The 18544-nt window shown below is 69.8% G+C and carries 21 protein-coding genes; 14 read left to right on the top strand and 7 right to left on the bottom strand.

Annotated features, from left to right (window positions below; all coding sequences use genetic code 11):
• Window positions 1–2: 2 nt before the first annotated feature.
• The gene (locus tag DC434_RS19395) at window positions 3–377 is read right to left on the bottom strand and encodes an XRE family transcriptional regulator (protein WP_243409025.1); all 375 of its coding nucleotides are present in this window, start codon (window positions 375–377) and stop codon (window positions 3–5) included.
• 118 nt (window positions 378–495) lie between these two features.
• On the opposite strand from DC434_RS19395, the gene DC434_RS20275 reads away from it, so the two are divergent.
• From DC434_RS20275 to DC434_RS19380, 3 genes are read left to right on the top strand one after another with little or no spacing between them, the layout of a single operon-like run.
• Window positions 496–771: a hypothetical protein gene (locus tag DC434_RS20275; protein WP_207770006.1), complete on the top strand. Its 276-nt coding sequence runs from the start codon at window positions 496–498 to the stop codon at window positions 769–771.
• Between the two features lie 10 nt (window positions 772–781).
• A complete protein-coding gene (locus DC434_RS19385; protein WP_116636996.1) occupies window positions 782–1711 on the top strand; it encodes an aldo/keto reductase in 930 nt (309 codons plus the stop codon).
• A 38-nt stretch (window positions 1712–1749) separates the two neighbouring features.
• The gene (locus tag DC434_RS19380; protein ID WP_116636962.1) at window positions 1750–2133 is read left to right on the top strand and encodes a PLDc N-terminal domain-containing protein; all 384 of its coding nucleotides are present in this window, start codon (window positions 1750–1752) and stop codon (window positions 2131–2133) included.
• 3 nt (window positions 2134–2136) lie between these two features.
• Here the strand turns inward: DC434_RS19380 and DC434_RS19375 are convergent, their stop codons facing one another.
• Genes DC434_RS19375 through DC434_RS19365 form a run of 3 tightly spaced genes read right to left on the bottom strand, consistent with a single transcriptional unit; the run spans window position 2137 to window position 4387 of the window.
• Window positions 2137–3111, bottom strand: a complete 975-nt coding sequence (locus DC434_RS19375; protein ID WP_116636961.1) for a DUF1731 domain-containing protein — start codon at window positions 3109–3111, stop codon at window positions 2137–2139.
• A complete protein-coding gene (locus DC434_RS19370) occupies window positions 3108–3743 on the bottom strand; it encodes a DUF4166 domain-containing protein (RefSeq protein WP_116636960.1) in 636 nt (211 codons plus the stop codon). The genes DC434_RS19375 and DC434_RS19370 overlap by 4 nt, the downstream gene beginning before the upstream one ends.
• Before the next feature lie 38 nt (window positions 3744–3781).
• Window positions 3782–4387, bottom strand: a complete 606-nt coding sequence (locus DC434_RS19365; RefSeq protein ID WP_116636959.1) for a TetR/AcrR family transcriptional regulator — start codon at window positions 4385–4387, stop codon at window positions 3782–3784.
• Between the two features lie 106 nt (window positions 4388–4493).
• Here DC434_RS19365 and DC434_RS19360 point away from each other — a divergent pair, with 106 nt between their 5' ends.
• Both DC434_RS19360 and DC434_RS19355 read left to right on the top strand, forming a co-directional pair.
• Window positions 4494–5300 (top strand): sugar phosphate isomerase/epimerase, encoded by an 807-nt coding sequence (locus DC434_RS19360; protein ID WP_116636958.1) that lies wholly within the window; start codon window positions 4494–4496, stop codon window positions 5298–5300.
• The gene (locus tag DC434_RS19355; RefSeq protein ID WP_116636957.1) at window positions 5300–6430 is read left to right on the top strand and encodes a Gfo/Idh/MocA family oxidoreductase; all 1131 of its coding nucleotides are present in this window, start codon (window positions 5300–5302) and stop codon (window positions 6428–6430) included. Before DC434_RS19360 ends, DC434_RS19355 begins: the two co-directional genes overlap by 1 nt.
• Before the next feature lie 28 nt (window positions 6431–6458).
• Here DC434_RS19355 and DC434_RS19350 read toward each other — a convergent pair whose 3' ends face one another.
• Window positions 6459–7655: an ROK family protein gene (locus tag DC434_RS19350; protein WP_116636956.1), complete on the bottom strand. Its 1197-nt coding sequence runs from the start codon at window positions 7653–7655 to the stop codon at window positions 6459–6461.
• A gap of 114 nt (window positions 7656–7769) precedes the next feature.
• Here DC434_RS19350 and DC434_RS19345 point away from each other — a divergent pair, with 114 nt between their 5' ends.
• The 8 genes from DC434_RS19345 (at window position 7770) to DC434_RS19310 (ending at window position 16018) form a co-directional block, all read left to right on the top strand.
• The gene (locus DC434_RS19345) at window positions 7770–8879 is read left to right on the top strand and encodes a Gfo/Idh/MocA family oxidoreductase (protein ID WP_116636955.1); all 1110 of its coding nucleotides are present in this window, start codon (window positions 7770–7772) and stop codon (window positions 8877–8879) included.
• Window positions 8876–10399 (top strand): sugar ABC transporter ATP-binding protein, encoded by a 1524-nt coding sequence (locus DC434_RS19340; RefSeq protein WP_116636954.1) that lies wholly within the window; start codon window positions 8876–8878, stop codon window positions 10397–10399. Before DC434_RS19345 ends, DC434_RS19340 begins: the two co-directional genes overlap by 4 nt.
• On the top strand, window positions 10396–11478 hold the full coding sequence (locus DC434_RS19335; RefSeq protein WP_116636953.1) for an ABC transporter permease: 1083 nt from the start codon (window positions 10396–10398) through the stop codon (window positions 11476–11478). The genes DC434_RS19340 and DC434_RS19335 overlap by 4 nt, the downstream gene beginning before the upstream one ends.
• Window positions 11475–12518, top strand: coding sequence for an ABC transporter permease (locus DC434_RS19330; protein WP_243409024.1), 1044 nt, complete (start codon window positions 11475–11477; stop codon window positions 12516–12518). The genes DC434_RS19335 and DC434_RS19330 overlap by 4 nt, the downstream gene beginning before the upstream one ends.
• A 2-nt stretch (window positions 12519–12520) precedes the next feature.
• Window positions 12521–13729 carry a substrate-binding domain-containing protein gene (locus tag DC434_RS19325; RefSeq protein ID WP_116636952.1) on the top strand — a complete coding sequence of 403 codons (1209 nt, stop codon included), beginning with the start codon at window positions 12521–12523 and terminating at the stop codon, window positions 13727–13729.
• Window positions 13730–13839: 110 nt separating this feature from the next.
• A complete protein-coding gene (locus DC434_RS19320; RefSeq protein WP_116636951.1) occupies window positions 13840–14694 on the top strand; it encodes a sugar phosphate isomerase/epimerase family protein in 855 nt (284 codons plus the stop codon).
• Window positions 14691–15698: a sugar phosphate isomerase/epimerase family protein gene (locus tag DC434_RS19315; RefSeq protein ID WP_116636950.1), complete on the top strand. Its 1008-nt coding sequence runs from the start codon at window positions 14691–14693 to the stop codon at window positions 15696–15698. The genes DC434_RS19320 and DC434_RS19315 overlap by 4 nt, the downstream gene beginning before the upstream one ends.
• A 26-nt stretch (window positions 15699–15724) precedes the next feature.
• A complete protein-coding gene (locus DC434_RS19310; protein WP_116636949.1) occupies window positions 15725–16018 on the top strand; it encodes a Dabb family protein in 294 nt (97 codons plus the stop codon).
• Between the two features lie 12 nt (window positions 16019–16030).
• Here the strand turns inward: DC434_RS19310 and DC434_RS19305 are convergent, their stop codons facing one another.
• Both DC434_RS19305 and DC434_RS19300 read right to left on the bottom strand, forming a co-directional pair.
• Window positions 16031–16987 carry an NYN domain-containing protein gene (locus DC434_RS19305; protein ID WP_116636948.1) on the bottom strand — a complete coding sequence of 319 codons (957 nt, stop codon included), beginning with the start codon at window positions 16985–16987 and terminating at the stop codon, window positions 16031–16033.
• Window positions 16980–17975 (bottom strand): Gfo/Idh/MocA family oxidoreductase, encoded by a 996-nt coding sequence (locus tag DC434_RS19300; RefSeq protein ID WP_116636947.1) that lies wholly within the window; start codon window positions 17973–17975, stop codon window positions 16980–16982. Before DC434_RS19300 ends, DC434_RS19305 begins: the two co-directional genes overlap by 8 nt.
• Before the next feature lie 106 nt (window positions 17976–18081).
• Here DC434_RS19300 and DC434_RS19295 point away from each other — a divergent pair.
• Window positions 18082–18544: LLM class flavin-dependent oxidoreductase (locus DC434_RS19295; RefSeq protein ID WP_116636995.1), on the top strand; the 463-nt coding region annotated here is incomplete at its 3' end.

Below are 18544 nucleotides of genomic sequence, written 5' to 3'. Positions count from 1 at the left end.
CCCTATTCGTAGAGATCGTCGGTGTCGGCGCCGTGGCGGAGGCCGGAATCGAATGCGACTTCCCTCTGATCATGGCGCGGGCCTGGGACATCGGGTCGGCGGCGCAGAACGCTGATGCGCGCGGCAGGGGCGTCGTCAGCGCGCAGACGATCCTCGGCACGGTCGAGGAGCACGTGGGGCTCGAGGCCGACCACCGCGCACACCTGGTAGACGACGGGGATGGGGATCGATCGTTTGCCGGTGACGTAGTTGTCCAGGGCGCTCCGCGCGATGCCGATGTCACGCGCCATGGCGGCGATGCTGCTTCGCGCCGCCGCGATCTCGGCGCGGAGCTGGCTGCCCACCGCTGCGTTGAAGTCGTCTGCAGGTGTCTTCACCCGGCACACGATAGCACCGACGTGTAGCCAGAATATCGTCATATTGGTACAGGCGACCGTTGAATGGAGGCGTATGACTTTGTAGTGTCGACATATGGGATCGGAAGCGGGTCATTTGGTGGCACAGACCGTTCGGCAGCACCTGCATCGACGCGAGTTGTCGTTGGAGTGGCTCGCTGCGGAGATGGGAATCGAGCCTGCAGTTCTGCACGCGAAGCTCTCCCAACAGACGGATCCCACGGGAGCAGACCCCGCGGTCCTCGATCTCACGGTCGTCGACCTGGCGAACATCGCGACCGCGCTCAGGGTCCCCGTCTCATCGCTGGCTCCGAGCTCGCCCGGTGCGACGCCCGATGCGGGCGATCGGCGGGCATCGGGGGTCTTCGACGGGTAGCGTGTCCGACATGAAGACAGTGCCGTTCGGATCCGCCACCGCCCCCGCCGTCGTCGCCGGAATGATGCGCATCGACGACAAGGACGATGCGCACATCCGCGATCTCTACGCCGCCGCACGCGATTCCGGAATCGACTTCTTCGATCACGCCGACATCTACGGCGGGAGCATGCATCACTGCGAGTCGCGGTTCGCCGACGCTCTGCGGCTCACCGCCTCCGAGCGCGACGAGATCGTGCTGCAGACCAAGTGCGGCATCGTGCCGAAGCAGGGGATGTTCGACTTCTCCTACGAGCACATCGTCGCTCAGGTCGAGGGGTCGCTCGCCGCCCTGCGCACCGACCGGATCGACGTGCTCCTGCTCCACCGCCCCGACGCGCTCGTGGAGCCCGACGAGGTCGCCCGGGCGTTCGATGAGCTCGAGGCCGACGGCAAGGTGCGGGCGTTCGGAGTGTCGAACCACACGCCGAGGCAGATCGACCTGCTGCGCACGGCCGTGCGTCAGCCGCTGATCGCGAACCAGCTGCAGTTGTCGATCACCCACGCGCCGATCATCGCGCAGCCCATCGCGATGAACATGGCGGGCGAGGAGCAGAGCGTCGTCCGCGACGGCGGGGGCATCGTCGAGTACTGCCGCATCAACGGCATCACGATCCAGGCCTGGTCGCCGTTCCAGGGCGGCTTCTTCACCGGGGTCTTCCTCGGCAACCCGGAGTACGCCGAGCTCAACACGGTGATCGATCGACTCGCCGCGTCCTACGGCGTCACCCCGATCGCCATCGCGACCGCGTGGATCACCCGGCACCCCGCGCATATGCAGGTCGTGCTCGGCACGACCACGCCGCAGCGCGTGCGCGATGCCGCGGCCGGCGCCGACGTCGAGCTCACGCGCGCCGAGTGGTACGAACTGTTCCGCGCCGCGGGCCACCTGCTCCCGTAGGCCGCGCGGCCGAATCCGGCGTCGTCTACCCTGAACTCATGCCGTTCCTGTTCTCGATCCTCGTCATCGCGCTGATGATCGGCGCGCTGATCGACATCATCACGCGCGACGACTCGCAGGTGAAGCATCTGCCGAAGATGGTGTGGATCATCATCGTGATCCTGCTGCCGTTGATCGGCAGCGCGCTCTGGTTCGGGATCGGGCGGGAGTACGGCGAGTCCGGCATCTCGCTCCCGAGGATGCGGCGGTCCGAGCGGCCGGCGGGACCCGTGGACGTCCGCCCGGCACCGCCGACGGACCTGCGCACGACCGAGCAGCAGATCGCCGACCTCGATCGGGAGATCGAGGAGTGGCGCCTGCGCGAGGAGCTCGAGCGGCGCCGCCGAGACGGCGAGGAACCTGCCGCCGGGGCGGCGTCCTAGAAGCTACGCCGCGGGCGCGACCTTGCGATCGAGGGATTCCCTGACGGCGTCTTCGAGCGTCGGATAACGGAACTCGAACCCTGCGGTCGTGAGCTTTTCCGGCACCACCCACCGGCTCTTGAGAACGAGCTCGGTCTCGGTGCGGATGCCGATGGCCCCGAGCTCCAGCATCCACCGCGGCATCGGCACTCCGATACGGGCGCCGAGCGCGCGGCGCACCGTCGCCATGAACTCGACATTGTCGACCGGGTGGGGCGCAGCGGCGTTGATCGGACCCTCGAGTGTCGGAGTCTCCTCGAGGAAGTCGATGATGCGCGCCACGTCTTCGATGTGCACCCAGCTGAAGCGTTGACGCCCTCGGCGCGCACCGAGGAGGTGCGCGGTGCCCGCCGCGCGGCGAGCACGGCTCACCGGCCAGCGGCCGTCGTGCTGGGCTCCGCCGAGTCCCAGCCGGGCGAGGTTCCGGATCGGGCCGAGCACGCCTCCGTGGCCGAGGACGATCGCGCTGCGCAGCGCGATCCGGCGCGTGCGGGGGAGGTCGGCGGCGAACAGCGCGTGCTCCCAGGCCTTCGCGACCTCGACCGAGAATCCGCTGCCGATCTCGCCGTCCGACTCGGTCATCGGCCGATCCTCCGCATGCCGATAGATCGTGGCGGTGGAGGAGTTCACCCAGAGCGCGGGAGGGGCGGAGGCCTTCTCGATGGCGCGGCTCAGCGACGAGGTCGTCTCCAGGCGCGAGCGGAAGATCTCGGCGCGGTTCTCGGGGGTGTAGCGGCAGTTGACGCTCTTGCCCGCCAGGCCGATCACGAGAGAGGCACCGTCGACCGCCTGATCGATGGCCTCCTGCTCTCCCCAGCGGACATCGGCTCCGGAGCGGGAGATCGTGACGACCTCGCGACCGTCGGACCGCAGACGCGGGATCAGGTACCGTCCCATGAATCCGGTCGAGCCTCCGATGACGACCCTGCCTGCGCTCATCCGGCGGTCTCCCTCTCTGCGACGGTCTCGATGCGGTACTGGAAGTGTCCGCGGTACTCGTACACGCGGCCGATGACCGGGGCGTCGATGCTCACGCTCACGAACTGGCGGTCGACGGCGTCGTCGAACCGCTCGGTGAGGCGGACGACGGGGGAGAGGAATCGGGGGAGTCGTACGCGCAGGCGTCCGAGGCGGAACCCGACCGCGCGGCTCGTGAGCTCGAGGGCTCCGTCGTGGGCGCGCACGTCGAAGCAGGCGGCGATGAGGCCGGGCTCGCCGAGCTCGTCGACCACGCGGCCATGGCGGGTGAGGGCGACGGCGTCGTGCATGACCCACGGCCCGCGCGCCAGGTGGAACGTGCGCTCGCCGATGGCGCGCGATGCGATCGTGCGGTTCTCGATGCGGAAGGGGATGTCGCGTTCCCAGCAGGCGGCGACCACGCCGCGGCGCTCGAGCAGGCGGAGGATCGGCCAGAGCCAGCGTCGTGGCGTCCCGACCCGTTCGAAGACGCCCTCGCCGATGCCGACGGCGCCGTCGGGGATCGCCTGGAAGTACGTGCGAAGCCGCGGATGCAGGTCGTCGAGGCGCTCGCCGAGTGCTCTCGCGTAGGGGGACTGCGGCACGGGCGTCACGCTTCGAGCCTAGCCCGCGTGCCTGCCGCCGCCGGACTTCAGCCCGCCGGTCGCAGCAGCCGGTCGAGGAGGGCCAGAGCCTCGTGCTGCGGCGCGGCATCGTCGAGCAGCCACTGGGTCTGCAGACCGTCGGATGCTGCCACGACGAGGGCGGCGACGGCATCCGGATCCGCGTCCTGGCGAAGGCGTCCACGTTCCTGCTGCTCTCTGACGGCCTCGGCGAGGCGCGTTCGGAGGTCGGCGAACCGTGCCGTCGCGAAGTCGCGCGCCACGGGGTGACCATCTTCCAGGGCTGAGGCGACCAGTGTCGAGTAGAGCTGGACGAGCCCGGGAACCTCGCGGTTGGTGCGCGCGGACGCGATCATCCGCTCGACCGGCGTCGCGTCGTCCGGCACGATCTCCTGCCGGTGGGCGGGGGCGTTGCTCTCTTGGTACACGGCGACGAGGAGCTCTTCCAGCGAGCCGAAGTAGTGCGTCAGTGCGGCGTGCGTGACCCCGACCTCGCGGGCGATGGCGCGCAGGCTGGTGCGGTCGGCGCCGCGCTCGGCGAAAACCTCGATGGCGCGGTCGAGGATCTCCTGGCGCCGCGCGATCCCCTTCGCATAGGCGCCGCGCTGGCGAGGGCGCTCATCGTCGTCGGGCATGGTCGGAGTCTAGCGAATGAAAACTTCCGCGTGGAGGTATTTGGTGATAGCGTGCTGACGTCGGGTCGCGCACCCGCCGTCACCGATGACCGAAGGAGCAAGACCGATGACGATTCAGACCTCCCTCCAGCTGTTCACGATCAAGGAGCAGCTGGACGCCGACCTCGAGGGCTCGCTCGCCGCGGTCGCCGCGCGCGGCTTCGCCGCCGTCGAGCCGTACGACTTCGTGCGCCGCGCCGCGCCGCTGGCCGACGCGCTCACGGCAGCGGGGCTCACCGCGCCGTCCGGCCACGCCTTCCTCGCCTCGCAGTCGTTCGTCAATCCGGACGGCAGCGGGACCACCGTTCCGGTGCCGTCGCCCGCCGAGGTCTTCGCCGCGGCGAAGGTGCTCGGCATGACGACGGTCATCGACCCGTACACCGAGCCGGCCCGCTGGACCTCGATCGAGCAGATCGAGGAGACCGCGCGCCTGCTCAACGAGGCCGCCGCCGTCGGAGCCGCGGTCGGCGTGCGCGTGGGCTACCACAACCACGCGCACGAGCTGGAGGCCGTGTTCGACGGCGTCACCGGCCTCGAGGTGCTGGCGGGACTGCTCGACGAGCGCGTCGTGCTCGAGGTCGACCTCTACTGGGTCGCCCGCGGCGGCGTCGATCCCGTCGCCCTCCTCGAGCGTCTGGGCAGCCGCGTGATCGCGGTGCACGCCAAGGACGGCACGCTCGACCCTGCCCTCGCGAATGCCTACCCGCCGGCCGACCAGGTGCCCGCGGGCGAAGGCGCCGTGCCGCTCGTCGAGGCGATCGCCGCGGCATCCGCCCTCGAACTCGCGATCGTCGAGTTCGATCACTACGACGGCGACCTCTTCGACGCGATCGAGCGCAGCCGCGTCTACCTCGACGAGAAGGTCGCGGGCTGATGGCGGGCGGCACCGGTCCCGTCGGCGTCGGCCTCATCGGCGCGGGGAACATCAGCGACCAGTATCTGACCCAGCTCACCACCTTCCCGGACGTACGCGTCCTCGCGGTCGCGGACGTGATCAAGGAGCGTGCGAAAGCACAGGCGGAGAAGTACGGGGTGCCGCGCGCCGGCGGCGTCGACGTCGTGCTCGACGACCCGGAGATCGACATCGTCGTGAACCTCACGATCCCCGCGGTGCACGTGGAGGTGTCCGAGGCGATCATCGCCGCCGGCAAGCACGTCTGGACCGAGAAGCCCATCGGCGTGAGCCGCGAGGAGTCCCGTCGGCTGCTCGAGAAGGCGGAGGCCGCGGGCCTCCGGGTGGGCGTCGCGCCGGACACCGTGCTCGGACCGGGAGTGCAGACGGCGAAGCGCGCGATCGCTCGCGGCGACATCGGGCGCCCGCTGTTCGGTCAGACGACCTTCCAGTGGCAGGGCCCGGAGATCTTCCACCCGAACCCGGCGTTCCTCTATGCGAAGGGGGCGGGACCGCTACTCGACATGGGGCCGTACTACGTCTCCACGCTCGTGCACGTGTTCGGTCCCGTCGCCTCGGTGGCGGCGCTCGGGCTGCAGGGGACGGCGACCAGGCGCGTGCAGGTCGGCGAGCTGGCAGGCCAGGAGTTCCCCGTCGAGATCCCGTCGACGCTGAGCGTGCTCATGGAGTTCGAGCAGGGCGGTCAGGGGCAGAGCATCTACAGCACGGACTCGCCCGCGATCCGTCAGGGGATCGTCGAGATCACCGGCACCGAGGGCACGCTCGTGATCCCCGACCCGAACACGTTCGGCGGAGCGATCTCGATCACCCGCCCGCTCCGGCTCGGGCAGCAGCCGGTCGAGCAGGAGGTCGTCGACGTCGTGCAGGAGGGCGCGCTCGCCGGTCGCGGCGTCGGGCTGCTCGACATGGCGCGCTCGATCGCCGCCGGTCGTCCGCATGTCGCGACGGGGGAGTTCGGCTACCACGTGCTCGATACGCTGCTGTCGATCGAGGAGGCCGCGGAGAGCCGCCGCTTCGTCGCCGTCGAGAGCTCGCTCGACCAGGTCGGCGCGCTCGACGCGGACTTCGACCCCTTCGCCGCCACGCTCTGAGCGCAGGCACAGGGTGGCGGAGGCGCGCTCAGCGCGTCTTCGCCACCACGTAGGCGTCGACGTTCGCGGGTGAGAGCACCTCGCGGGCGACCATGATCGCGGCGCCGAGCACGGCGGCGCGATCGCCGGCCTGGGACTGCACGATCGCCAGATGCTGCGTCGCCAGCGGGATCGAGCGCCGGTAGACGATCTCGCGCACGCCCGCGAGCAGATGCTCACCGGCCCGGGCGATGCTGCCGCCGAGCACGATGATCGACGGGTTGAGCAGATTGACGACCGTGGCGAGGACCTCGCCGACGTCGCGTCCGGCCTGACGGGTGGCCTCGATCGCGGCGGCGTTGCCCGTGCGCACGAGGTCGACGACGTCGGACGCGCTCTGCACGTCGTGCCCGTCGTCGCGGAGCGCGACGGCCAGGGCCGACCCGCTGGCGAGGGCCTCCAGATCGCGTTCGTCGCCCGGCTCACGCGTGGATCCGGCACCGGTCGGCACCTGGACATGCCCCATGTCTCCGGCAGAACCCTGCGCGCCGCGCTGCAGCTGCCCGCCCGCGATGATGCCCGCCCCGATCCCTGTCGACACCTTGACGAAGATGAGGTCGTCGACCTGCGGCCAGCTCGTGGCCTGCTCGCCGAGGGCGAGGATGTTGACGTCGTTGTCGACGAGCACCGGCACGTCGAAGGTCTGCTGCACGTATCCCGGAACGTCGAAGCGGTCCCACCCCGGCATGATCGGCGGATTGGTCGGTCGGCCCGTGGAGTGCTCCACGGGTCCGGGCACGCCGATGCCGACCCCGAGCAGGGGGAGTCCTGCGGCCGACGGCAGCTCCAGCAGGGCGGTGCCGTCGGTGATGATCGTGTCGAGGAGCGTCTCGGGCCCGTCGCCGATATCGATCGTGCGCGTGCGTGCGTCGAGGATCACGCCCGCGAGGTCGGCCACCGCCACTGTCGCGTGCGTCGCGCCGAGGTCCACGGCGAGCACGAGCCCGGCTCGCGGGTTGAACGCGACACGGGCAGGCGGTCGCCCGCCGGTCGACGCCGCCTCGCCCGCCGGGCGCAACAGATCGGCGGCGAGGAGGGCGTCCACGCGCAGCGCCACCGTCGAGCGGGCGAGGCCGGTGAGAGCGGCGAGCTCGGCCTTGGTGCGCGCGTGCCCGTCGCGGAGGATCTGGAAGATCTCGCCGGTGCCCGGATTCGTCGCGGGGACGGGGCGCAGAACGTCAACCATTGCGTCAGTAAACCACAGGCTTTCACCACTCGGGCGATTGACTTCAAATTACGAAACGATGACTTTTGACGAAGGACTAGCAAAAGTAGCGAAGCGTGTGTCAGAATCGCCGACATGACAACGGATGTCACAGACACCGGTCTCGGAACGATCCGAGCCGGCATCCTCGGCGGAGGATTCATGGCCCGCGTGCACCGCACGGCGGCCCGAGACGCCGGAGGCGAGCTCCGCGCCATCGCCACCCGCTCCGCCGCCGGCAGCCGCCATGCCGCCGACGCCCTGGGTGCCGAGCGTGCAGAGGCCGACGCCATCGCACTCCTGGACGCGGCCGACATCGACGTGGTCCACATCTGCACCCCGAACGCGACGCACGCCGAGCTGGCCCTGCGCGCTCTGCAGGCAGGCAAGCACGTGGTCTGCGAGAAGCCCCTCGCGACGACCGCGCACGACGCGAGGACGCTCGCAGACGCCGCGGAGGCCTCCGGGCGCGTGGCCGCCGTGCCCTTCATCTACCGCTACCACCCGATGGTGCGCGAGGCGCGGGCCCGCGTCGCCCGCGGCGACATCGGCGAGCTCCTCACCCTGGACTGCTCCTACCTGCAGGATTGGATGCTGTTCCCCACCGACGACGACTGGCGGGTGCGCTCCTCCTCGGGCGGTGCGTCCCGTGCGTTCGCCGACATCGGCTCGCACCTGTGCGATCTCATCGAGTTCGTGATCGGCGACCGCATCCGCGCGCTGAGCGCCCGCACGCGCCGGGTGTTCCCCGAACGCGCCGGGCACGAGGTCGACACCGAGGACATCGTGGCGGTTCTCGTCGAGACCGTGTCGGGGGCACTCGGAACCCTTCTCATCTCGCAGATGGCGGCCGGGCGGAAGAACGCGCTCACCCTCGAGCTGCACGGGTCCCGGCAGAGCATCCGCTTCGAGCAGGAGCGTCCGGAGGAGCTCTGGATCGGCACGCGCGAGGAGTCGCGGCTGCTGCTGCGCGATCCGGCGGGCTCCGCTCCCGACTCCGCTCGGCTGCAGCGGGTTCCCGCCGGGCACGCGATGGGCTACCAGGACGCGTTCAACGGGTTCGTCGCCGACGTCTACGCCGCGATGGCCGGTGCGCAGCCGGACGGGATGCCGACCTTCGCCGACGGACACCGCTCGGCCGTTCTCACCGAGGCGGTCCTGCAGTCGGCGGCCGACGACGGACGATGGGTGGAGGTGACGGCATGAACGCGACCACGACGCAGCCGGTGCTCGCAGTGAGCGGCATCCGCAAGTCGTTCTTCGGCGTCGAGGTGCTCAAGGGCATCGACTTCGATGTGCGACCGGGAGAGGTGCACGGTCTCGTCGGCGAGAACGGCGCGGGCAAGTCGACTCTGATGAAGATCATCGCCGGCGTGCAGCCCGCCGATGAGGGCGTCGTGGCGTACCGCGGCGAGGAGGTGCGCCACGCGCACCCCCGGCAGGCGATGGATGCCGGCATCGTCACGGTGTTCCAGGAGTTCACGCTGCTGCCCGAGCGGACGGTCGCCCAGAACGTGTATCTCGGACGCGAGCCGCGTCGCGCCGGGTTCGTCGACCGGAAGGCGATGATCAGCAGCACGGCAGGGCTCCTCGCCGACCTCGGCGTCTCCTTCATCGATCCGCAGGCGCGCGTGGGCTCGCTGACCGTGGCGGAGCAGCAGATCGTCGAGATCGTGAAGGCGCTGTCGTTCGATGCGCAGGTGATCTCGATGGACGAGCCGACCGCCGCACTCAGCGACCGCGAGGTCGAGCTCCTGTACGCGATCATCCGCCGTCTCACCTCCCGCGGCGTCGCCGTGATCTACGTCTCGCACCGGTTGAAGGAGATCTTCGACCTCTGCGACCGCATCACGATCCTCAAGGACGGCTCCCTCGTCTCCACCGACGAGACGGCCGCTCTCACGACGGACGAGCTCGTGCGGCGCATGGTCGGACGCTCGATCCAGTCCTACTTCCCGGATGCCGTCGAGGGCACGACCGTGGGCGAGCCGCGCATCGAGCTCGAGGAGTGCGGCAACGCCTACGTCGACGGAGTGTCGCTGACGCTCCGTGCAGGCGAGATCGTCGGCATCGCCGGCCTGCAGGGCTCGGGGCGCACCGAACTGGTCGAGGGGATCTTCGGCATCCAGGCCTTCACCCGTGGCTCGATGAGGATCGACGGCTCACCGGTGCGCATCAGCAGCGCCCGGTCCGCCGTCCGCGCCGGGCTCGCCCTCGTGTCGGAGGACCGCAAGGCGCAGGGTCTCGCGCTCGGCCAGTCTGTGCTGGACAACGCCCTGCTGGTCGTGCGGAGCGTGTTCCCCGGTCGCACGTCGGCGTCGCGTCGCGAGGTGCCCGGAGTGCTCAGCTCGCTCGAGATCAGCTCGCGGGGACTCGACCAGGAGGCGCGCTTCCTCTCCGGAGGCAATCAGCAGAAGGTCGTCCTGGCGAAGTGGCTGCTCACACGGCCCCAGATCGTGCTGTTCGACGAGCCGACCAGGGGCATCGACGTCGGCGCGAAGTACGCCGTGTACCAGCTCATGCGAGAGCTGGCGGCGCAGGGCACAGCGGTGCTCATGGTCTCGAGCGAGCTGCCGGAGGTGATCGGCATGAGCGACCGCATCCTCGTCATGCACGACGGCGAGCTCGTGGCGGAGCTGCCCGCAGGGTCGGCGGAGCACGAGATCCTCGGCGCCGCGACCGGTGCGGGGGATCCCCGGACCTCGACGGACGGAGGTGCGCGATGAAGCGCATCCGGATCGACTCCACAGTCATCGTCCTCGGCATCCTGATCCTCGCCCTCATCGTCGGGGCGATCCTCATCGGGACCGTCGGACGCAACTTCCTCAGCCCCGGCAACATCCGGGACATCCTCACCGGCATGAGCGTGCTCGGCCTCGTCGCGATCGGGCAGACGCTCGTGGTCCTCGGCGCCTCGCTCGACCTGTCGGTCACCTACGTCATCAGTCTCGCGAGCCTGCTGGGGGCGACGATCATGAACGGCAGCCCGGGCAACATCCCGGCGGCCGTGGCGATCACGCTGCTCGTCTGCGCCGGGATCGGCCTCGTCAACGGACTCATCGTCACGGTGCTCAAGGTGAACGGCTTCATCGCGACGCTCGGCGTGGGGCTCATCCTGCAGGGCATCCTCAACACGAACTTCGAGGGATCGGCGGGAGCCGTGCCGTGGGAGTTCCAGCTGATCGGCGCGACCGGCGTCGGACCGGTGCCCGTGTCGACCATCATCATGATCGCGCTGGCCGTGCTCGTCTGGTTCCTTCTGGACCGCACCCGCACCGGTGCGCACCTCTATGCCGTGGGCGGCGACCCCGAGATCGCTCGCCTGTCGGGTGTCCGCACGCGGCCGCCGCTCATCGCCGCGCACGTGCTGTGCTCGGTGTTCGCCGGCCTCGCCGGCCTCCTGCTCGCCAGCCGCCTCGGCGTCGGCAGCCCGACGGTCGGGCAGCAGGGCGGCTACGCGCTGCTCTCGATCGCCGCGGTGGTCCTCGGCGGCACGCTCCTCCTCGGCGGACGCGGATCGATCTGGGGCACGGTCGGCGGCGTCGCCATCCTGGCGGTCGTCGACAACGTGATGAGCGTGATGCAGGTCAACCCGTTCCTCAAGGACGTCGTGCGCGGCGTCGTCATCGTGGCGGCCGTCGCCGTCTACAGCCGCCGCGCCATCGTGCGCCGCCGGCCGCGATTCGGCACCGGCGGCACCCGCACCGGCGGCGACGACGCGGCCAAGGCGGCCGAAGACGAGATGGCGGCGGCCGCATCGCAGCTCGCCGATACGACTCCCGCAGCGGAAGGAGGACGCGCATGAACGTCCTGCGCTCGCTCATCAGCCCCCGAGGCGCCGTGTTCCTGCTCCTCGTGCTGCTGCTGGTCGCCGTCATGATCCTCAACCCGAGCTTCGCGGAGCCGGGCCAGCTGATGCGATTCATCCAGCGGGTGGCTCCCATCGCGATCGTCGCGATCGGGCAGTACTTCGTGATCATCGCCGGAGAGTTCGACCTCTCGCAGGGGTCGCTCATCACCGCGCAGGTTATCGTCGCCGGCAACCTGGTGGGCCAGGACGATTCGCGCACGGTCCCGGTGCTCCTGCTCATGGTGGTCTTCGGCATCGCCGTCGGGCTCGTGAACGGCCTGATCACGACGCTGCTCAAGGTGCCGTCGTTCATCGTGACGCTGGGCATGATGCTCGCGCTCCTCGGCGGGGTCATGTGGTGGACCGGGGGAGCGGCGACCGGGAACCCGGCCGACAGCTTCCGCGAGATCGGCCGCGGCGGGATCCGCGACGTGCCGTTCCTGGAGTTCATCCCGTGGGCTGTGCTGATCCTCATCGCCTGGCTCGCGCTGGGCATCTGGATCACGAAGATGCCCCTCGGCAAGTCCCTCATCGCGGTGGGCGACAACGCCGGCGCGGTCGACTACGCCGGCGGGCGCCGCGCCTGGGTCACCACACGGGCGTTCGTCATCTCCTCGCTGTCCGCGTCGCTCTCGGCTGTGCTGCTCGTCGGCTACGCCGGTGTGCACCCCTCGGTGGGCCGCGGCTACGAGTTCATCGCCATCACGGCCGTCGTGCTCGGCGGCGTCGTGCTGGGCGGCGGTCGCGGCTGGATCGTCGCCGCCGCGGCCGGGGCGTTCGCGCTCGAAGCGCTCTTCATGCTCCTCAACATCGCGGGGGTCCCGTCGACGCTCCGCGACGCCGTGCAGGGCGTCATCATCATCGCCGCCGTCGCCTACTCCGCCGTCGCCTTCCGCGCCCGGCGCCGGCGCGGCCCACAGACTTCCCCCGACCTCACGACCGCAGAATCCGTATCAACCAGCACCATCCACACAGAGAAGATCAGAGGAGATTAGCAATGCGACGATCAATGAGGATCGCCACCGCAGGGGTGGCTCTCTTCGGACTCATCGCGCTCGCCGGGTGCACGACCGACCCGTCCGTCGCGCCGGCCGAGTCCGACAGTCCCGAGGAGTCGGCGGAGACGACCGAATGGTTCGATCAGGAGCTGTTCGACAAGCAGAACGAGGAGCGAGGTGTCGAGCCGCAGGGGCCGGCCGAGGAGCCGTACCTTCAGCACATCAACGCGGAGATGGTCGACACGGCCGAGTTCGCGAGCGAAGGCGCCAAGAAGGCCTGTTTCGCGAACGCCTCGATCTCCAACCCGTGGCGTCAGACGGGCTGGATCACCATGAACGAGCAGCTGAAGGCGCTGCAGGCCGACGGCGCGATCAGCGCGATGGAGACGCGCGACGCGCAGGACTCCGATGACACGCAGATCGCCGACATCGACTACTTCATCGCCGAGGGCAACTGCGATGTGTTCCTCATCTCGCCGAACAGCACGGCGGCGATGACCCCGGCCGTCGAGCGGGCGTGCGAGACGGGCAAGCCCGTGATCGTGTTCGACCGCGGTGTGAACACCGACTGCTACGTGTCGTTCATCCACCCGATCGGCGGCTTCGCCTGGGGCATCGACACGGCCGAGTTCCTGATCGACAACCTCGAGAAGGGCGACAAGGTCGTGGCGCTTCGCATCCTGCCGGGCGTCGACGTGCTGGAGCACCGCTGGGCGGCTGCCGAGAAGCTCTTCGACGAGGCGGGCATCGAGGCCGTGGACTACTTCACGGGCGCTGATCCCGCCGAGATCAAGAGCATCATCTCGGACGAACTGGCCAAGGGCGACGTGCAGGGCATCTGGATGGATGCCGGTGACGGCGCCGTCGCCGCCATCGAGGCGTTCGAGGACGCCGGAGCGGACTACCCGGTCATGACCGGCGAGGACGAGATGAGCTTCCTCCGCAAGTGGAAGGACACCGGTCTCACCGGTCTCGCGCCGGTGTACTCCAACTTCCAGTGGCGCACGCCGCTCCTCGCGGCGCAGAAGATCTTCGCCGGCGAAGAGGTGCCGAAGGAGTGGGTGCTTCCGCAGAAGCCGATCACGGAGGGCGAGCTCGACCAGTACCTCGAGGCGAACGAGGGCATGCCCGACGGTCACTACGCCAAGTTCGGCGGGGAGAACCTCCCGGGGTACCCCACCGTCTGGCAGGAACGGCAGATCCCGTAACCTGACGGGACGAGTGCGGGCGTTTCGTCTCGCTTCGCTCGCTCAACGACCGAAGCCCGGTCGTTGAGCGACGAGACGAAACGCCCGCCGGCATGATTCGAAGGAGAAGGATGCCCCGCACGATCGCCGTCAACACGTGGGTGTGGACGTCGCCGCTCACGGACGCGACCCTCGAGCCGCTCGCCCGGAAGGCCGCCGGACTCGGCTACGACGCCCTGGAGCTGCCCCTCGAGAACGTGGGGGACTGGGAACCGGTGCGCGCGCGCGAGACCCTCGACCGATTCGGTCTCGGCGCGATCGTGGTCGGGGCGATGGGACCGGGGCGGTCGCTGATCGCCCGCGTCGGTGATGTGGCCGCCACGCAGGAGTATCTGCGGGCCTGCATCGCCGCCGCGCGCGAGCTCGGAGCGGATGCCGTCGCCGGCCCGTTCTACGCCCCGACCGGTGTCACCTGGCGCATGGACGTCGACGAGCGCACCGCGGTCGTCCGCGAGCTGCGGGAGAACCTCGCACCGATCGCCGCCGAGGCCGCGGCTCTCGGGATCACCCTGGCCGTCGAGCCGCTCAACCGCTACGAGACGAGCGTGATCAACACCGTCGAGCAGGGGCTCGACGCACTGGCCCCGCTGTTCGACGCCGGCGTCGGGCTGGCTCTGGACACGTACCACCTCAACATCGAGGAGAAGAAGCCCGCGGAGGCGATCCGTGCCGCGGGAGCGGCGATCGCGCACGTGCAGGTGTGCGGCAGCGATCGCGGCGCCGTCGGCGACGACCACACCGACTGGCCCGAGATCCTGCGGGCGCTGGACGACGCGGGCTACCGGGGTCCGCTGGGACTGGAGAGCTTCACCGGCGAGAACGCCACGATCGCCGTCGCCGCGTCGGTGTGGCGCCCGCTCGCGGCGAGCCAGGACGAACTGGCCGCCCGCAGCATCGCGGCACTCCGAGCATTGGAGCATTCATGAGCACCCACCCCGTCACCCTGTTCACCGGTCAGTGGGCGGATCTGCCGTTCGAGGAGGTCGCCCGTCTCGCGTCCGAGTGGGGCTACGACGGGCTCGAGGTCGCCGCATCCGGCGACCATCTCGACCTGCGGCGCGCGGACGAGGACGACGCGTACGCGGCTTCCCGTCTCGAGGTCCTCGATCGGCACGGGCTGAAGATCTTCGCGATCTCGAACCATCTCACCGGTCAGGCGGTGTGCGACGCCCCGATCGACTTCCGGCACCAGGCGATCCTCCGCGACCACGTCTGGGGCGACGGTGACGCGGAGGGGGTCCGGCAGCGTGCGGCGGAGGACATGAAGCGAGCGGCGCGCGTCGCCCGCAAGCTCGACATCGACACGGTCGTCGGGTTCACCGGTTCGTCGATCTGGCCGTACGTGGCGATGTTCCCGCCGGTGCCGGCATCCGTCATCGAGGGCGGCTTCGAGGACTTCGCGGCCCGCTGGAACCCGATCCTCGACGTCTTCGACGGCGAGGGCGTGCGTTTCGCGCACGAGGTGCATCCGGGGGAGATCGCGTACGACTACTGGTCGTCGGTGCGGGCGCTCGAGGCGATCGATCACCGGAAGGCGTTCGGCTTCAACTGGGATCCCTCGCACATGATGTGGCAGAACATCGACCCGGTCGGGTTCATCGTCGACTTCGCCGACCGCATCTACCACGTGGACTGCAAGGACACCCGGATGCGCCCGCATAACGGCCGTGCCGGCGTGCTCGGCTCGCATCTGCCGTGGGGCGATCCCCGCCGCGGGTGGGATTTCGTCTCGACCGGCCACGGCGACGTGCCCTGGGAGGACTCGTTCCGCGCCCTCGACGCGGTCGGCTACACCGGACCGATCTCGATCGAGTGGGAGGACGCGGGGATGGACCGCCTCCACGGCGCCCCCGAGGCACTCGCGTACGTGCGGTCGCTGCTGTGGCCGAAGCCCGAGGCCTCGTTCGACGCCGCCTTCAGCAACCAGTGACCGCCTCTTCGTCCCGCAGGAGCCCCATGTCGATCCAGCACACCGTCGTCTTCCGCCTCGTGCACCCGGCGGGTTCCGCCGAGGAACGCGAGTTCCTCGCCACGGGTCACGCCGTCCTGACCTCGATCCCGGGGGTCTCGGACTTCACGATCCGCCGCCAGGTCAGCCCGAAGAGCGACCTCGCCCATCAGTTCTCGATGGTCTTCGCGGATCAGGGCGCCTATGAGGCGTACAACGCCCACCCTGCGCACACCGCCTTCGTGGCGGAGCGCTGGGTGCCGGAGGTCGAGGCCTTCCAGGAGTACGACTTCGCCGAGTGAGCGGCGCCGGCTCTACTGCTCGCGCAGCTTGACCAGGCGCTCGTGGCCCGTCTCCTCGAGCTCCGCGATGTCGTCGCGGGACTTGAGGAAGTCGGAGAACGATCGGTAGCCGAGAGCCTTCTCGCTGAACGACGGATCCATGCGGCGCATGTGCGTCTTGACCGCCGAGCTGTGCAGCCATTCGTCGGCGTCGGTCTTGTCGTGCCCGAGGCGCAGCGCACGCTCCAGCAGCTGCGTCGCCTCGCCCTGCTCGTCGACCTTGGGCTCCTCGACCTTGGCCACCGCCGTCTTGGACTTGGCCCTGCGCGGCGCCTTCGCCTTGGGCGCGTCTGCCGGGGCTTCTGCGACGGGCTCGACGGTCTCCGCGACCTGCGGGGCGACGGCCGGCGCGGGCTTCGTCGGACGAACGACGCCGGGGAGCGAGTCGTAGGCCTCGAACTCGTCGCAGGCCGCGGCCAGCGACTTGGCGGTGGAGCCGGCGACGCCGACCCCGATCACGTAGCGGCCGAGCCGCTTGCAGCGCTGGGCGAGCGGCACGTAGTCGCTGTCTCCGGCCACGATCACCACATGGGTGAGGTCGGGGAGACGGAACATGTCCTCGACGGCATCGACCGCGAGACGGATGTCGGCGCCGTTCTTGGCGTATGCCGCCGCCGGGAAGAGCTGCACGAGGTCGACCGCGCGGGCGACGAGCTGGGAGCGGTACTCGGCGTTGACGGGCGACGACCAGTCGGCGTACGCCCTCGTGAGCACGAGGGTGCCGAAGGAGGCGGCGTAGTCGATGATCGCGCCGACCTCGATCATGGCCCGGCTGAGCCGCTCGGCGACATCGGGATCGTTCGGGTTCTCGGTGATCCGCTGGCGGTCCTTGCCGTAGGCGTTGCGGCCGTGGACACGGTCGTACCAGGAGATGACGATGTTGTCGAAGTCGAGGTAGACCGCGACGCGGGCGTTCGTGGGCTCAGCCACGGTCGGACTCCTCGTGCGGGTAGCGCACGCCGATCTGGGATCGGATCTCGTCGAGGGTCCCCATGATCGCCACGGTCTCGGAGATCGGGAGCAGATCGCCCGCGATGTTCCCCTCGGCCACGAGCCGTTCGGCCGCGAGCGCCTCGAACTGCATGCCGCGCCCTTCGATGTCGGAGGCGTACTCCTCGTGGACGGTGCCGTCCGGCAGCACGACGCGGAACGACGTGGGGGCGTACCAGACGTGGTCGATGTCGATGCGCGCGGCCGTGCCGACGATGCTCGCCGTGTTCGGGCCGGCGGCGCGGGAGGACGAGAGGGTGGTCGAGATCGCCCCGCCCTCGTGCGTCATGACCGTCGCGACCTCGGCATCCGCACCGGTCTCGATCAGGCGGCCGACGGCGCGGATCGTGGTCGGGGCGCCGAGGATGTCGTGGACGAACGAGATCGGGTAGATGCCCAGGTCGAGCAGGGCGCCGCCGCCGAGCTCGAGCGCGTTGAGCCGGTGCGCGGGATCGGAGGGCAGCAGCTGGGTGTGGTCGGCGGTCACGGCCCGGATCTCGCCGAGCGTGCCCTCGGCGATGATCTCGCGGATGCGGATCATGTGCGGCAGATACCGCGTCCACATGGCCTCCGTGACGAGCAGCCCCTTCTCGGCGGCCAGCCGCTGCAGGTCCTCGGCCTCGGCGCGATTCAGCGTGAACGCCTTCTCGGCGATGACGTGCTTGCCGTGCTCGAGCAGCAGGCGGGCGTTCTCATGGTGCATCGGATGCGGAGTCGAGACGTAGACGATGTCGACATCCGGGTCCGACGCGAGAGCCTCGTACGAGGGATGCGCGTGCGGGATGTCGAAGCGGCTCGCGAAGGCGTCGGCCGATTCCTGCGAGCGCGAGCCGACGGCCACCAGGTCGAGTCCTGCGGTGCGCAGATCGGATGCGAACGAGGCGGCGATACCGCCGGTTGCGAGGATTCCCCAACGAAGACCAGTCATCGTCTCAGCGTAGACGGTGCTGTCGGTGTGACGGACTGTGACATCGCGTGACGCCCGGCATCGACGGCATGGCAGCGGCGCGCACGCCGAATCTACGGTGGCGATCATGACCGGACCTCTCATCATCGGCGCCATGGTGCGCACACTCGGCGCGTACCCGTCGGGGTGGCGGCAGCCGGGAGCGCACCGCGACCCGGCGGGCGACGCCGACATCCTCCGCCGCATCGCGAGGGAGGGAGAGGATGCCGGCCTCGACTACCTCTTCTTCGGGGACTGGCTGGCGACCGGACCCGACCTGGAGTTCCGCGATCCGTACCTGCTCGCCCGCATCGATCCGGTCAGCGCGGTGCTGTTCCTCGCCGGCATCACCTCGCGGATCGGGCTCATCGCCACGGTCAACACGACCTACGCCGACCCGTACACGACCGCCCGGTCGCTCGCATCGCTCGACGTGCTCTCCGGGGGCCGTGCCGGGATCAATCTCGTGACCGGCGCCGAGCCGCGCGCCGCGGGCAACCACGGCCGCGACGCGCACGCCGACAACGAGACGCGCTACGACCGCGCCGAGG

The organism is Microbacterium sp. TPD7012 (assembly GCF_003075395.1).
Classification (GTDB): Bacteria; Actinomycetota; Actinomycetes; order Actinomycetales; family Microbacteriaceae; genus Microbacterium.
Note: the sequence above shows the minus strand (reverse complement) of the source record. Positions and strands in the feature narration are given on the sequence as shown.